Source organism: Hymenobacter sp. UV11 (assembly GCF_004684095.1).
GTDB lineage: Bacteria > Bacteroidota > Bacteroidia > Cytophagales > Hymenobacteraceae > Hymenobacter.
In genome coordinates this window covers 576,196-591,195 of record NZ_SRII01000003.1, presented here as the reverse complement: position 1 = coordinate 591,195, position 15,000 = coordinate 576,196, and the positions used below count along the sequence as shown (strand labels likewise).

Here is a 15,000-nt window from a genome sequence, read left to right as displayed (position 1 = left end):
TCTGCGCTACCTTTTGGTGCTGAGCTTGTTGCCACGCGTAGTAGCCGCTAGCCGGCACCTCCACCAGTTGGCAGAGCAGCCGCACGGGGTAGTGGGCACGCTGCGCTTCGATGAATCGGTAACGACTCATTGGTCCGGTGTCTGCGAGAGCCTGCGCTCATAGCAGGCAACTGGCGATGGCTTTTTTTAAAATTTCTAACTCCTGTGCCTGCCGCCGATTAGCGGCCCGCAGCTGACGCAGCTCCGCCGCCGTGGCGGGGTCCAACTCCGCCCCCTGGGCGGCCGCCACCGGCGTAAGGACTTGCTTTTGCCACTTGTAAATGCGTTTCGGGTCAATATTCAAGGCGCGCGCCGCGGCCTGCGTGGAGCGGCTCTCGCTGGCCAGGCGCAGGGCCTCGGCCCGGAAGGCGGCATCATAGCGCCGACGTTTGGTAGGTAGGGGACTGTCTCTCATGACATTCGAAAGATAAGACCCTATTCTGTCCACAATTACTCGACCACCTCAAACTAACTTCTAATTCTAGTCTAAACGCTAGAGGCTATGCTAGAGCTAGTTCCCCCTCTCCACGGGAGAGGGGGCTAGGGGGTGAGGTGCCGTTGGGGCCTACCGCGCCTACTGCACCGGCACCCGCTTCGCAGCCTTGCCCTTGGGCCGCACGGCCGGAGTGGGCTGCTTGGGCCGCACACCGATGTACTTATCCGTGCGCGCCGCATCGAGCAGCGTGAGCAGCACGCCATTGGTCCAGCCGAAGCCGTCTTGCAGGGGGTACTCGCCGCCGCCACCGGCCGCGGTGCCGGCAGCTTCTACGTTGTATTTCTCCAGCAGCTTGCCGGTTTGCTGAAAGCCGCGCACGTTCACACGCTGCCAGCGGTGGGCCACGGTATCAGCCAGCACGTTCTGGCCGGTGCGGTTCAGGCCCAGGATGGCCAGGTATTCGAGCGGGGCCCAGGCGTTGGGGGCGTCCCACTGCTGGCCGCTGGGCACGGGGGTAGTGAGCAGCCCGCCGGGCCGCAGAAACTCCTGCCGCAGGTGCTGCGCCACCTGGCCGGCCTGCGCGGGGGTAGCCACCCCGAACGCCAGCGGAAACACGGCCGCCAGCGAGCGAGCCGGCGTGGGCTGGCGGGTATCGAGGTCATAGTCGGAGTAGAAACCCGCCTTGGCATCCCAGCAGTAGCGGCGGATGGCGGCGGCGCGCTGGCCGGCCAGCTTGCGGTAGTGCGGGGCTTCCGTGGAGTCGCCGGCCTGCTGGGCGGCCATAGTTAGCGTTTGTTCCAGAGTCAGCAGCAGGCAGTTGAGGTCCACGGGCACGAGGCGGGTGGTGCGGATGCTTTCCAATCCTTTGCCGGGCACAAACCAGCGCGAGCTGAAATCCCAGCCCGAGGCGGCGGCGGCGCGCACGTTGCGGTAAAACTCGGCGGGCGGCTGGGGGCTGGTTTTGGCGGCCTCCACATCTTCGCGGTACGACTCTTCGCGGGGCTGGTCGCTATCGTCCCAGTAGCGGCTCAGCAGCTCGCCGCCGGGCATGCGCACAGCCAGGCGCTCGGCGGTGCCGGGCGCGGGCTGGGCGCCGTTGGCGGTCCAGTAGGCGTATTCTTTCAGCAGCTGGGGCCGGAACTGGGTAAGCGCCCGGCTGCCGGGGCCTTCACTTTCGGCCAGCAATTGCACCATGAGGGCAAAAAACGGCGGCTGCGAGCGGGTGAGGTAGTAGGTGCGCGTGCCGTTCGGAATGTGCCCGTAGCGGTCTATGAGCGAGGCAAAATCGGCCACCATGTCGCGCACCAGCGCCGTGCGGCCCGCCTCGCGCAGGCCCAGCATCGTGAAGTACGAGTCCCAGTAGTACATCTCGCGAAAGCGTCCGCCCGGCACCACGTAGGGCCGCGGCAGCGGCAGCAGCGACGAATACGGCTGCGCGCTGCCCTGCGCCGGCCGGCTCAGCACCGTCCACAGCGTGTCGAGGTGCGCCCGGATGCCGGCCTGCACATTGCTGCGGTAGAGGTCGGTGCCGGCCACGGGCGGCACGAAATATTGACCCACAAACGCCTTCAGGTCGAAGCCGGGCTGGGTGCGCTGGCGTTCGTAGGCGGCCACTATCTCGGTGGGCGGCGCGGTGGGTAGGGCATCTACAAAGGTCTTGCCGTCGGCATAGACGCGCTGCGTTTGGATGGCTTCAAACAGGCCGGGATAGAGCTGGCGCGGCGTGGGCTGGCCCTGGGCCACGAGGCTGGCCAGCAGCAGGCCGGCACCGAATACGATGTTTTTCATGGGGTAGGGCGGCGGGTAGGAAGCCACAAAGTTGCTGATTATTGGGCATGTAGCTGAGCGCCGCAGTCGTTGCGCGAGCCAAATACTGCTGTCCATGCCCATTTACCATACTTGTGCACGACTATTGCTAGGGCTTTTTTTATGAAAAATATCCTATCGCCTAAGCTTCGGCTCGTCCTATCCCTGTCCCTGTTGCTACTCGCCGTCATTAGCTGCCAGAAGCTCGTAAATCTTCTCAATTTCAAAATCAGCGACTCTACCAATTTTACTATTCCGGCCACTGGGCTGGTGCTGAATACCGCTCTGGCGCTGCCGGGCATCGCGGTGTCGTCGAACTCCTCGAGCACCTACGCGGGTAATAATACGACTGCCGACTACGTACAGGACGTGACCCTTGATAAGCTTACGCTCACTACTACCGACCCTAGTACTCAGACGTTTGACTTTCTGAAAAGCATCAGTCTCTACATCGCCACCGATGCCACGGGTAGCGATAAGGTGCTGCTGGCTTCGCTCAGCCCCGTGCCCACTGGCCAGACGACCATCAGCCTCACGCCCAGCGGCAACAAGCTCGATAAGTACCTACGCAGTGGCAACTACACGCTCTTCACCACCGCCGAGCTGGCCAAACCCCTCCCCCAGGATACCAAGGTGCGCGCCGACTCACAGTTCAACGTGAAGGCCAACGTGAAGTAAGTTATGGGGGTAGCGCGGACGCTGCGAGTCCGCGCTTCAGTCCGACCTTTGCGCCATGCCGCATCTCGAAGAACACGTTTCGCTCCGCCCTTTTAACACCTTTGGCCTCGATGTGACGGCCCGCTATTTTGCCCGCTTCGCCTCGGCCGAGGAGCTGCGCCACCTGCTGGCCCTACCCCCCGTGCAGGCGGGGCCACTGCTCATTCTGGGCGGCGGGTCCAACCTGCTGCTGACGCAGGACTTTGCCGGCGTGGTACTAAAAAATGAGATTAAGGGTCTGGAAATTATCAGTGAAGACGACGACACGCACACGGCTCTGGTGCGCGCCGGGGCCGGCGAAAGCTGGCATGGAATGGTCGAGTATACCCTCGACCAAGAGTTGAGTGGCATCGAAAACCTGTCGCTGATACCGGGCACGGTGGGCGCGGCGCCGCTCCAGAACATCGGGGCCTACGGGGCCGAGCTACAAGACACCTTTGAGCGGCTGGAGGCGCTGGCAATCGGCACCGGCGAGCTGCGGGTTTTTAACAAGGAAGAATGCGGCTTTGGCTACCGCGAAAGCGTGTTTAAGGGCCCGCTGAAGGGCCAGTTTGTGGTAACGGCCGTGGTGCTGCGCCTGCACCGGGCCAGCGGCGGCCGGCCAGTGAATGTGAGCTACGGCGCCATCCAGGATACGCTCACTGATTTGGGCATTGAGGCCGAGCCTACCCCCCGCAACGTGAGCGACGCCGTGGTGCACATCCGGCGCTCGAAGCTGCCCGACCCGGCCGAAATCGGCAACGCGGGCTCGTTCTTCAAGAATCCTGAAATCTCCCAGCGCAAGTTTGACGAGCTGAAGGCGCGCTACCCCGCCCTGCCGGGCTACCCCGTGCCAGGCGGCGTGAAAGTGCCCGCTGGCTGGCTCATCGAGCAGGCTGGTTTTAAGGGAATGCGGCGCGGGCCGGGCGCGGGCACCCACGGTGTGCACGAGCGCCAGGCGTTGGTGCTGGTGAACCACGGCGGCGCTACGGGTCAGGAGCTTCGGGAATTGGCGGAGGAGGTTATCCGGGCCGTGGGCACGCAGTTTGGTATCGAGCTGCACCCCGAGGTGAATATCCTATAAGCTGAACTTTCGCACGCCATTAGGCATTTAGCGCCTACTTTGTGCTTTTTGCCCCCTCGCTCGACCCGATGGCCGACCCCATTACCGACGCCCTACCCCCCTCGCCCGGCCCGACCATCCTGGCGCGCCTGCGCGCCGAAACCCGCCCCTACCACGACGCCTTGGAACTCAACGAGTTCAACCAGGCGCTGGCGGCGGGCACGCCCAGCGCGGCGGCTACCCGGTGGTTTTTGGGTAAGATGTACGGCTTTCTGGTGCCCTACGAGGAGGCCCTGCGCCAGCACGCCGCCGCGCTGGGCCCAGCCTGGGAAGTGCCCGAGCGCCAGCGTGCCTACCTGATTTTGAGCGACCTGCACCTGCCCGCCGACCAACTGCCGCAGTGCCCGGCCCTGCCGCCGCTGGCCTCCCTACCTCAGCTGCTGGGCGCCATGTACGTGCTAGAGGGCTCCACGCTGGGCGGGCAGGTACTGGCCCGGCAGCTGGCCAAAGCGGGCCTGGATTTGGGCCGCTACTTCACGGGTTACGGCGCGCTCACCGGGCCGCGCTGGAAAACCTTTTGCCGGCTGCTGGGCGCGGCGGTTACCCCCGCCACGGAGGCCGATATCGTGGCGTCGGCCGGCCTGACGTTTCAAACCCTAACTGCCTGGCTGAACCAACCGTGAGCTTACCCGACGAAACCCTGCTGGAAGCGGCGGCTACCATCGACCTTACCAACTGCGACCGCGAGCCGATTCACATTCCGGGCGCTATTCAGCCCTACGGCTTTTTGCTGTGCCTCGACCCCGGCACGCAGCGCGTGGTGCAGGCCAGCGAGAACACGGCCGCCCTGCTTGGTATTGCGGCCAAAGAGCTGCTCGGCGCGGGCCTCGACCGCCTGCTGGCCCCGGCCCGCGCGGCCGAGGTGGCCGTGCGCTTCGCTACCCTCACCGAGGCGCACCAGCTGCTGGGCGTACGCCTCGACCAGGTGCCGGGTGCGCCGTTTTATAAGCTGATTCTGCACCGCTTCGACGGGCTGCTGTGGCTGGAGTTTGAGCCCCTCGATGAGGCGGCCCCTACCCCCCCCGACCTGTCGGTGCTGAACGCGGCCATGAGCGAGATGCTGGCGGCGGGCCAGCTGCTCACTTTTTGCCAGCGCACCGTGGAGCAGGTGCGCACCATCACGGGTTTCGACCGGGTGGCCATCTATCGCTTTGCGGCCGATGAGAGCGGCGAAATTATTGCCGAGGACCGCCATCCCGACGTAGCGCCCTGGCTGGGGCTGCACTACCCGGCCTCCGATATTCCGCAGCAGGCGCGGGCCATGTACCTCAAAAACTGGCTGCGCTTCATCCCCGACGCCTCCTACGTGCCGGTGCCGCTGGTGCCGGTGCGCAACCCCGCCAGCGGCCGCCCGCCCGACATGACCTTCGCCGTGCTGCGCAGTGTGTCGCCCATTCACCTCGAATACCTGCACAACCTGGGCTCGGCGGCCACGATGACGATTTCGCTCATCCAGAACAACCAGCTCTGGGGCATGATTACGTGCCACCACCGCGCGCCGCGCCTGGTGAGCTACGAACTGCGCGACCTGTGCCAGTTTATCGGCAAAACGTTTTCGGCGCTGCTCAACTCCAAGGAGGAGCTTGACCAGCGCGCCTACCAGCTGCTGGTGCGCGAGCGCCAGGCGCGGCTGTTTGAGCACGTGTCGGGCCAGGTCAATTTTGTGGAGGGCCTCTACCGGCAATCGCCCACGCTGCGCGATGTGTTTGACTGCGGAGGCGCGGCCATTTGCTTTGGCAACGAGATTACCCTGCTGGGCAACACGCCCACCGAGCCCCAGATTCGGGAGTTGCTCGACTGGCTGCAAACCCACGCGCGGCAGGATATTTTTCATACGAATTCTTACCCGGCGCTCAACCCGGCGGGGCTGGCCATGCGCGCATCGGCGAGCGGCATTCTGGCCGCCGCGCTGGCCGACGCGCCCGGCAACTACCTGCTCTGGTTTCGGCCCGAGGTGGTGCAAACCGTGACCTGGGCGGGCCAGAACGAGAAGCCCGAGCGCCTGGCCAATGGCCAGATTTTCCTGTCGCCGCGCCAGTCGTTTGAGGCCTGGAAGCAGCTGGTTGAAAACACGGCTACCCCCTGGCGGCCACTCGAAGTGGAAGCCGCCAAGGAGATTCGCCTGCACATTTCCGATGTGCGCCTCAAGGTTTTCAACGAGCTGCACGCCCGCGCCCAGGCCCTGAGCCAGCTCAATACCGAGCTGGAGCGCAGCAACGACGAGCTGGATTCTTTCGCCTACGTGGCCTCGCACGACCTCAAGGAGCCGCTGCGGGGCATTCATAACTACTCGCTTTTTTTGCTCGAAGACTACGCCGACAAGCTCGATGCCGACGGGGTAGACAAGCTACAGACGCTGGTGCGCCTGAGCCAGCGCATGGAGGGCCTGATTGAGGGCCTGCTGCAGCTGTCGCGGGCGGGCCGCCTCGACCTGGAGGTGACCCCGGTGGATATGAACGAGCTAGTGGCCGAGGTGCTGGACCTGCTGCGCCCGCGCTTCGAGCAAACCCGCACGGCCGTGCGGGTGAATGGGCCGCTGCCCACCGTGGAGGGCGACCGGCTGCGCCTTCAGGAGATTATCAGCAACCTGCTCACCAACGCCATGAAGTACAGCGACCAGCCCGATAAAGCCGTGACACTGGGCGTGGTAGGCACGGATAAAGTGGAGCCTGCCCGGCCAGTTGACTCAGCCTTTTTTCATACTTTTTACGTACAAGACCAGGGCATCGGGATTGACCCGCGCCACCACGATAATATCTTTAAGCTGTTCAAACGCTTACATGCTCTCAACAAATATGGTGGGGGCACCGGCGCCGGGCTGGCCATCGCCAAAAAGATGGCCGAAAAACACGGCGGCACCTTGTGGGTAGAGTCCACGCTGGGCCAAGGTGCTACTTTCTTTTTCTCCCTTCCCAAGCTTTTATCTACGCTATAATTCTATCACCGTGAATACTTTCCCCTTAAAACCGGTACTGGTAGTGGAAGACAGCGCCGAAGATTTTACGGCGCTGGGCCGGGCATTTCGCAAGCACGCCCTGCAAAACCCCGTGCTGCGCTGCGAAGACGGCGACCAGGCCCTGGCTTACCTGCAAGGCTATGGCAAGGCCGTGGGCTGGCCGGCTACCCTACCCGCCATTGTGCTGCTCGACCTCAACCTGCCCGGCACCGACGGCCGGGCCGTGTTGGATATTCTCAAGAAGGACCCGCTGCTGCATTCCATCCCGGTAATTGTGTTCAGCACCTCATCCAGCTCGCGTGATATTGAGGACTGCTACCGGCTGGGGGCCAACAGCTACCTCACCAAGCCCATTGAATATGCCGCGCTGGAGGAAAAGATTCGGCTTACTATTCATTATTGGCTCAACGCCTCAGAATTGCCCCGCCTGAACTAGGCCCTATATTGTTCGGTGAAGAAAATATTACTTGTTGACGATAATGAGCAGGACCGCCTGCTGTACAAACGTTTTTTGGGCCGGCAGCTGGGCCATGAGCGCGTCGAGATTACCGAGGCGGCCTCCGGGGCTGAAGCTGTAGTTGAGTTTGAGCGCGTGCGCCCCGACTGCGTGCTGCTCGACTACAACCTGCCCGATACCGACGGCCTCGACCTATTGGCGCAGCTCAGGCAGCTGGCCCCCGCCGACAGCCTGTGCGTGGTCATGATAACGGGTGGCGGCAACGAGCAGCTGGCTGTAAATGCCCTGAATGGTGGCGCCCTCGATTACTTGGTTAAGCAGCGATTTGACCAGGAGCTGCTGAATAAGACGGTGCACCACGCCATCGCGAAAAACGAGTGGCGACAGTACCAGAGCCGCTACCATTCCGAATTGCAGGACGTGAACCAGCAGCTGCGCGAATCGCTGGACCTGCTGGAGGAAACGCGCCGCGAAATCAGCGCCAAGAATGCGCAGCTGCTGGCCGCCAACGAGCAGGTGCAGGCCCGCAATGCCGAGCTGGCGGCCACCAACCAGCAGCTGGCGCGCACCAATGCCGACCTCGACAACTTCGTGTACGCGGCCTCGCACGACCTTAAGCAGCCGGTAAACAACCTGCGCGGCCTGTTTGATGAGCTGCGCCACCTGGGCGATTTCGACGACCCCGTGGCCCCGCAGATGTGGCAGCTGGTAGATAACTCGCTGCGGGTGCTGGCCACCACCATCACCGACCTGGCCACCGTGGTGCAAGTGGAGCGGCAGCCCACCGAGCAGCCCGCCGAGCAGGTGGCACTGGCCGACATAGCAGCCGAAGTGCGGCAAACCCTGCACACGCAGATAATGACCAGCCAGGCCGATGTGCAGCTCGACTTTGCCGGGCTGGCCACGGTGCACTACGTACCCGGCAACCTGCGCACGATTTTGCTCAACCTGCTGGCCAACGCCCTCAAATACCGCCACCCCGAGCGCCCGCCCCGCATTCGGCTACGCAGCCACCTGGCCAACGGGCGGCCCGTGCTCGTGGTGCAGGATAATGGCCTGGGCATTGACCTCCAGGCACATGGCCAGGAGTTATTTCAGCTGTTTCGGCGCTTCCACCCCGATGCGGCGCCCGGCACGGGGGTAGGGCTGTTTTTGGTAAACCGGCTGGTGCAGGCGCAGGGCGGCCACATCGAAGTAGCCAGCCAGCCGGGCGAGGGCACCACGTTTAGCGTGTGCTTGTAGCGGTGGCCCGCGCCACGCGCGCCGGCCAGTGCCCCAACTACAAGCCCACGCTTTCTAAGCACTTTTCGGCTTTCGCTGTTGTGGTAAGCATGCAGTAGCGGCCAGCGCGCCGCACCGCTTTTTTCTATGCTTTCTGAACCTACTTACCTGGGGGCCCGCATGGTGGCGCCGGCCCTCGAAGTCCACTTTGCGCAGCACCGGGCAGCCGCCACCCAGCACTGCGATTCCCTACCCCCCACCCCACCGGCGGCGTTGCTCGAAGCCATTATCGACGTTGCCTTTTGGGCCAGCCTGCGCCGCGAAGAGGGCCGGCCGCCGCGCATTTCGCTGGCGCTGCTCACGCCCGAAGAAGCCGGCCACCCGCTGCTGTTTGGCTACCGCCTGCGCCTTACACCGCAGGTACTCATCAAGTTGGCACCGGCCGTTGAGCACCCGGGTATTCACCTGGGGGTAGGCTTCGACGACGAGGGCCTCTACGTGTGGGGCACGACCACGCAGGTGCCGCCGGTGTGCTTTGTGCTCGAAGTGGTGGAGCCGGGCCTGCTGGTGGCCAAGCATCGCCGGGCCGATGGCTTCGGCAAATTTTTGAACGTGGCCGTGCTGCGGGGCGACCACATTCGGGTGGTGGATGAGGATACGCAGGGCCTGGCCGACTACCCCACCCTGCGGGCCGCCTTGCCGGCCATTGCGCAGCCCGCCGCGCCCGGCAGCGGCCCGGCCGTGGATGTGCGCCTGGAGTTGGCCCGCGCCATGCGGGCGCACGGGCGCGGCGGCCTGCTGCTGGCCGTGCCGCCCGGCTCCGAGGCCTGGCGGGCCTCCATTGTTTCGCCCCTGGGCTACCCGGTGGCGCCGGCCTACACCAGCATCTCGGGCCTGCTGGCCGAGCCTGACCACACCCGCCGCGACTGGCAGGACGACCTGCTCGAAGCCATTGAAGTGCTGGGCGGCTTCACGGCCGTAGACGGGGCCACTATCATCAACCGGCGCTTCGAGCTGCTGGGCTTCGGGGCCAAGGTGACGCGCCGCGCCGACGGCACCGCCGTGGAGGAAATTCTGCTCAGCGAGCCCGTGGTGGGGTCGAGCCCTACCCGCCTGCACCCGGCCAAAAACGGCGGCACGCGCCACCTGGCCGCCGCGCAGTTTGTGCACGACCAGCCCGGTGCCCTGGCCCTAGTGGCCTCGCAGGATGGCAATTTTACCGTCTTCTCCTGGTCGGCGGAGCTACAGTTGGTGCACGCCCACCGCATCGACGTGCTGCTGCTGTGAGCCTGGGGCCGCCTAAATTGGCTGCGTCAGCAGCCACTGGATAGCCAGCGTTTCGAGGTCGAAGGAGCGGTAGCGCAGGGGCAGCTCGGGGGCGCTGGAAGTGATGAAAGCCGTGGCTAGGCGGGTAATCACGTTGGTGGCCACCACCACGGCGCCGGCGCGGTAGCCGCTGTGGCGCACGGCCGTGGGCAGCCACTCCTGGCTTATCCAGAGCTGCTCTTGCGGCGTAAAAGGTAGCATATATACTTGATTGACAAGAATCCTGCTCCAGCCGCGCTCATTCAGGGCCTGGGCGGCAGTCGTGAACATAGCCTGGGTATCGGCTAGGGTGCGGAATGGCCCGCTCCAGTGCAGGCGCAAAAAACCGACCGGGTCAACCAAAACCTGGCCCGCCGCATTCTTTAGCAAAACGGTAAGAGGCGCACTAGTTGGCATACGCCCGCAAAGGTAGGCCCCTACCCCCTCGTTTTTTACCAACGCCCCACGCTACGCGTGATGAAAGGGATAAGGCTCACAAACGTGTCCCACCGCATCGACATGCTGCTACTGTGAGCGAGGCCTACCCCGCCTGCGAGGGGCAGCTTCGACCTTATCAGGCCACGGCCGCCGCCACCGGCTGCTTACCAGTGCGGCTCAAGTGGGTATCCTGAAAGCCAGAGCTGAACTTAAAACCGTAGCCCAGCACGCGGTCGAAGCTAATGTGGAACAGCAGCACGACGCCGGCCAGTAGCAGCGCCGGCTGGCCCAGCCCCCAGCCAGCGGCGGCCAGCGCCAGGGCCAGCAGTTTGTGGTGCATAAAATTATAGCAGTAGGCCCCGCTGCGCGGCCCGGCCAGGTAGCCTAGCATGCTCAGGTCGGGCACCAGAAAAAGGGCCGGTAGCCACCACCAAGCGTAGGGCAGGTGGGCAAATACGAGCAGGGCCAGCAGCAGCGAGGCAGCTTCGTCGAGGGTGAGCAGGGTTTTCATGGGGACTATTGGGTTGGTCGTTTGACCCCACAAATTTCCCCCGGCCCCTACCCCCCGACGATAACAAAAGCTAAGAAATACTACCGCTCTCGGCCGCCACCCGCGCCCGAATGCGGCTCAGCGACACCGGTGTAATACCCAGGTAGTTCGCCACCAGGTGCTGCGGAATCCGTTCCAGAATCTTGGTTTTGCCGCTGCGCAACAGCTGTCGGTAGCGCTCTTCAGGCGAGAGCAGCAGCTGCTCGACCAGCCGCGCATCGGTGCCAAGCAGGTGATATTCAGCCACCAGCCGGCCAAAGCGCTCGTACACCGGCAGCTCGTCGTAGAGTCGGCGCAGCACGGCGTAATCGAATACCACCAGCTCGCAGTCGGCCAAGGCCTGAATACTGAGCTGGCTGGGCTGGCCCGTCAAGCAGGACGGGTAATCGGCCAGCAAGTGGTTTTCAAAGAAAAAATACGTGGTGCGCTCTTCGCCATTGGGGCGGGGGTAATACAGGCGCAGCGCCCCGCTGAGCACCAACCCAAGCTCGGCGCGCCGCTGGCCAGCCGCCACAAAATGCGCGTGGCGGGCCAGGTGCACCGGCCGCAGCGCGGCGGCCAGCGGCGCCCACTCCGCCTCGGTGAGCGGCACAAAACGCTGGATGTAGGCGCGAAGCGGGTGCATGACTTCAATACGATTTTATAGTTCCAAGACTGTTCAAGAAGCTACAAGTTATCAAGTTATTGTCACTACATCGAGTTAAATTTTCCGCTAAAATTCACCGGATATACCACCTCGTAGCGCCAGTCATTTGGTGTGGTCGGCAAGCGGCGTGCAATACGCGCACGCTGCTCCACACCCCGGGCTTCCAGCGCTCGCACCAAAATAGGCAGCGCGGATACCGGGTCCGTTACTTCAAACAGGATATTCATCCCACCGGGGCCTAGGTCGCTACCTACTGATTTTCCCAGGTTAGCTTGTTGCAGAGCCTTTTCTAGGTCGCTTTCCAATGAGTTACGTTCATTCATCACGGCTACGATATTCCAGAGCGTTTCCTCTTGATTATCCTGGCTGGGCTCTACCTGTACAAATAGTATTACTGACTGTTTTTCTACCCACGGGCGCCATTGATATTGAGCGCGCAAATCGTGCGTAACAAATTGTACACTGTCAGGCGGTACTACGCGCACCGGCAAGGCATATTGCTTAGTTTCCCGGCCATCAATGAGCACAGCCTGATGGAGCACATAACGATGGTACTGAGCCAGCAAATGGGCTACGCGTAACGTATCGCCGCTCAAGGCGTAACCAACGAACTTCTCCGTCGGCAGTACGGTGAATACCGGTGGCTTTTCCTGGCATCCACTCAGAGCCGCCAATAATCCAGCCAAAATAAACAAGTGCTTTCATGCGCCTAAGATAGCCGCATGAAAGCACTTGTTTATTTTAGCACGGCCAGGGTCACGCCGTCGCCGCCGCGGTCAGCGTGCTCGTCGCCCACGCTCGCTACGGCGCGGGTTTGGCGCAGGTAGTCGCGCACCACCTGGCGCAGCACGCCGTTGCCGCGCCCGTGCAATATTTTCATTTCCGGAATGCCAAACATCACGGCATCATCCACATACACCATGAGCTTGGTGAGGGCGTCCTCGGCGCGCTCGCCGCGCAGGTCGAGGGTAGGGCTGAAATCGGCCATGCGGCCCGTGAGGTTGAGGCTCGGGCCGCCGGTGTTGGCGGCGGCCGTTTTGCGGGCGGTGGCTTCGCGGTCGCGCACTTCGGCTCGGCTCAGCTTTTCGAGCTGGTTGACTTTGACCAGCGTTTTCATACCGCCGAAGAGCACCTCGGCGGTTTTGCCTTTCACGCTCACGACCTCGCCGTGGCCGTCCTGACCCAGAATCGCTACCCGGTCGCCGGCGGCCAGAGTGCCGGGCTCGGCCAGTTCGCGGGTGGGGCGGGCCTTTGGCGGCTCGGTTTGCAGCTCCTGGCGCACGAAAGTGTCGAGCTTTTCGCGGGCCTGCTTGGTCACGTCCTTATCCGCCTGCGAGCGCCGGATTTCGCCGATGGTAGCCTCGATTTGCTGGTTGGTGTTCTGGAGCAGCTTCTTGGCCTGGTGCTTGGCCTCGCGCAGGGTTTCGGTGCGGGTGTCTTCGAGGTTCTTTTTCAGGTCCAGATACTCCTGGGTGAACTTGCGCAGGCCGTTTTGCAGCTTTTCGGTATCGCGCAGCTTGGTTTCCAGCTCAGTTTTATCTTTTTCGAGGCCTTCGAGCAGGCGGTCGTAGCGGATTTTATCCTTACCTACGAGCTGGGTTGCGCGCTCCACGAGCTGCCGGGGCAGGCCGATTTTGCGGGCAATCTCGATGGCAAAGCTGCTACCCGGCTTACCGATTTCGAGGCGATAGAGCGGCTGAAGGCGCTCGGGGTCGTAGCGCATGGCGCCGTTTACGAGGCCGTCGGTTTTCTCGGCGAAGTTCTTGAGGTTGGTATAGTGCGTGGTTATCACCCCAAATGCCCGCGCTTGATTTAGTTGCTCCAGTACGGCTTCAGCAATGGCGCCGCCCAGGCTGGGCTCGGTGCCGGTGCCAAATTCGTCAATCAGGACCAGGCTTTTCTTGTTGGCCACCGTCACGAACTGCTTCATAGCCAGCAGGTGCGAGGAGTAGGTCGAAAGGTCGTTTTCGAGGCTCTGCTCGTCGCCAATATCCAGCAGAATATCCTCAAACATGCCAGCCTCCGAGTAATCGTCGCACGGAATGAGCAGGCCGCATTGCAGCATGTACTGCACCAGGCCCACCGTTTTCAGCGACACCGACTTGCCGCCCGCATTCGGCCCCGAAATGACGAGGATACGCTGCTCGGGCGTCAGCTCAATGTCCAGCGGCACTACTTCGCGCTTTTCGGCGTCTTTGCCGGCGGCCTTGTTTTGCTCCTTGAACGTGAGCGCCAGCACCGGGTGGCGCACGCCGCGCCAGCGAATGAGCGGGCGGCTACTGAGTTCGGGTAATTGCGCATCGAGCTCGCGCGCCAGTCGGGCTTTGGCCCGAATAAAGTCGAGCAGGCCGAGGTAGCTATAAGCTCTGCGCAGGTCGGGCAAATGCGGGCGTAGCTGGTCGGTGAGGCTGGTGAGAATGCGAATCAGCTCGCGCTGGTAGGCGTTTTCGAGGTCTTTGATGTCGTTGTTCAACTCAAAAACTTCCGAGGGCTCGATGAACACCGTCTGGCCCGAGGCCGACTCGTCGTGAATGAGGCCGCGCACGCGGCGCTTGTGCTCCGCAATAACGGGCAGCACCAAGCGCCCGCCGCGAATGGTGGGCTCGGCATCGCCGGGAATCCAGCCCTCGCTTTTGGCGTGGCGCAGCACGCTGGCAATCTGCTTGCGCAGCTGGCCCTGGCGCTGAATCAGCTCCTGGCGCACCTGGCGCAGCAGCGGCGAGGCATCGTCGCGCACGTGGCCGTCGTCGTCCACCACTTTATCGAGAGCGGCCAGCAAGTTGCGGTCGGCCTGAATACCGATGCCCAGCAACCGGAGGGTAGGGTACAGATTTTCGGGCGCGTGGGTAAAAAACGTGAGCGCCGACCGGATGGTGCGCAAGCTCATCTTCACCTCGAAGAACGCGGCCACGTCGAGGTAGGCGCCCGGCAGCGAAGCCCGCTTGAGGTGCACGCTCACATCGTAGTAGTGCGCGCCCGGAAACTCGCTGCCGCCAGCCAGCAGCTGCCGAAACTCGTCGGTTTGGGCCAGGAGCTTGCTGAGCTGCTCGTGGTTGGTGTTAAACTGCATTTTGGCCACGTACTGCCGGCCCAGGGCCGAGAGGCAGAGCTGCTCCAGCAGCTCGCGCAGGGTGGCGAAGCCAATTTTGGCTTCAAAGTTCTGGGGTACTAACAAATCGACTACGCGCGGATATAATTTGGCTAACTGGCCGCGAAGGTAAAACAGCAAACGGGGCCGGAAGATTCGGCGCTAACGGGCTTTTCACCGCGGAGGACGCGGAAGTTTTCGCGGAAGAACGCGGAAGCTCAAGCGTTGCACCGGGACAC

14 protein-coding genes are annotated in these 15,000 nt (G+C 63.0%); 7 read left to right on the top strand and 7 right to left on the bottom strand.

All coding sequences use genetic code 11. The features are described 5' to 3' along the window. Window positions 1-157: 157 nt before the first annotated feature. Together E4631_RS07480 and treA are read right to left on the bottom strand one after the other, a co-directional pair. Entirely contained in the window at window positions 158-454 is a 297-nt protein-coding gene (locus E4631_RS07480; protein WP_133656198.1) for a transposase, read from the bottom strand. Between the two features lie 159 nt (window positions 455-613). Then, entirely contained in the window at window positions 614-2,263 is a 1,650-nt protein-coding gene (treA, locus tag E4631_RS07475) for an alpha,alpha-trehalase TreA (RefSeq protein ID WP_133658663.1), read from the bottom strand. 141 nt (window positions 2,264-2,404) lie between these two features. On the opposite strand from treA, the gene E4631_RS07470 reads away from it, so the two are divergent. The 7 genes from E4631_RS07470 (at window position 2,405) to E4631_RS07440 (ending at window position 10,021) form a co-directional block, all read left to right on the top strand. Further along, the gene (locus tag E4631_RS07470; RefSeq protein ID WP_133658664.1) at window positions 2,405-2,959 is read left to right on the top strand and encodes a hypothetical protein; all 555 of its coding nucleotides are present in this window, start codon (window positions 2,405-2,407) and stop codon (window positions 2,957-2,959) included. Between the two features lie 55 nt (window positions 2,960-3,014). Further along, window positions 3,015-4,061 (top strand): UDP-N-acetylmuramate dehydrogenase, encoded by a 1,047-nt coding sequence (gene murB, locus E4631_RS07465; RefSeq protein WP_133658665.1) that lies wholly within the window; start codon window positions 3,015-3,017, stop codon window positions 4,059-4,061. Window positions 4,062-4,102: 41 nt separating this feature from the next. Next, complete coding sequence (locus tag E4631_RS07460; protein WP_133658666.1) at window positions 4,103-4,723, top strand: biliverdin-producing heme oxygenase; 621 nt, start codon at window positions 4,103-4,105, stop codon at window positions 4,721-4,723. Next, the gene (locus E4631_RS07455; RefSeq protein WP_133658667.1) at window positions 4,720-7,035 is read left to right on the top strand and encodes an ATP-binding protein; all 2,316 of its coding nucleotides are present in this window, start codon (window positions 4,720-4,722) and stop codon (window positions 7,033-7,035) included. The genes E4631_RS07460 and E4631_RS07455 overlap by 4 nt, the downstream gene beginning before the upstream one ends. 10 nt (window positions 7,036-7,045) lie before the next feature. Then, window positions 7,046-7,492 carry a response regulator gene (locus tag E4631_RS07450; RefSeq protein ID WP_133658668.1) on the top strand — a complete coding sequence of 149 codons (447 nt, stop codon included), beginning with the start codon at window positions 7,046-7,048 and terminating at the stop codon, window positions 7,490-7,492. 15 nt (window positions 7,493-7,507) lie between these two features. Beyond that, window positions 7,508-8,755 carry a response regulator gene (locus tag E4631_RS07445; protein ID WP_133658669.1) on the top strand — a complete coding sequence of 416 codons (1,248 nt, stop codon included), beginning with the start codon at window positions 7,508-7,510 and terminating at the stop codon, window positions 8,753-8,755. 126 nt (window positions 8,756-8,881) lie between these two features. Next, on the top strand, window positions 8,882-10,021 hold the full coding sequence (locus E4631_RS07440) for a putative sensor domain DACNV-containing protein (RefSeq protein ID WP_133658670.1): 1,140 nt from the start codon (window positions 8,882-8,884) through the stop codon (window positions 10,019-10,021). A gap of 12 nt (window positions 10,022-10,033) precedes the next feature. Here E4631_RS07440 and E4631_RS07435 read toward each other — a convergent pair whose 3' ends face one another. From E4631_RS07435 to E4631_RS07415, 5 genes are all read right to left on the bottom strand, one after another. Continuing rightward, a complete protein-coding gene (locus tag E4631_RS07435; RefSeq protein ID WP_135318596.1) occupies window positions 10,034-10,429 on the bottom strand; it encodes a hypothetical protein in 396 nt (131 codons plus the stop codon). A 184-nt stretch (window positions 10,430-10,613) separates the two neighbouring features. After that, on the bottom strand, window positions 10,614-10,988 hold the full coding sequence (locus E4631_RS07430) for a DUF4260 family protein (protein ID WP_133658672.1): 375 nt from the start codon (window positions 10,986-10,988) through the stop codon (window positions 10,614-10,616). A gap of 70 nt (window positions 10,989-11,058) precedes the next feature. After that, window positions 11,059-11,652 (bottom strand): Crp/Fnr family transcriptional regulator, encoded by a 594-nt coding sequence (locus tag E4631_RS07425; RefSeq protein WP_133658673.1) that lies wholly within the window; start codon window positions 11,650-11,652, stop codon window positions 11,059-11,061. 65 nt (window positions 11,653-11,717) lie between these two features. Then, window positions 11,718-12,359, bottom strand: coding sequence for a hypothetical protein (locus tag E4631_RS07420; protein ID WP_133658674.1), 642 nt, complete (start codon window positions 12,357-12,359; stop codon window positions 11,718-11,720). Window positions 12,360-12,409: 50 nt separating this feature from the next. Then, window positions 12,410-14,902, bottom strand: a complete 2,493-nt coding sequence (locus E4631_RS07415; RefSeq protein WP_240734726.1) for an endonuclease MutS2 — start codon at window positions 14,900-14,902, stop codon at window positions 12,410-12,412. Between the last annotated feature and the right edge of the window lie 98 nt (window positions 14,903-15,000).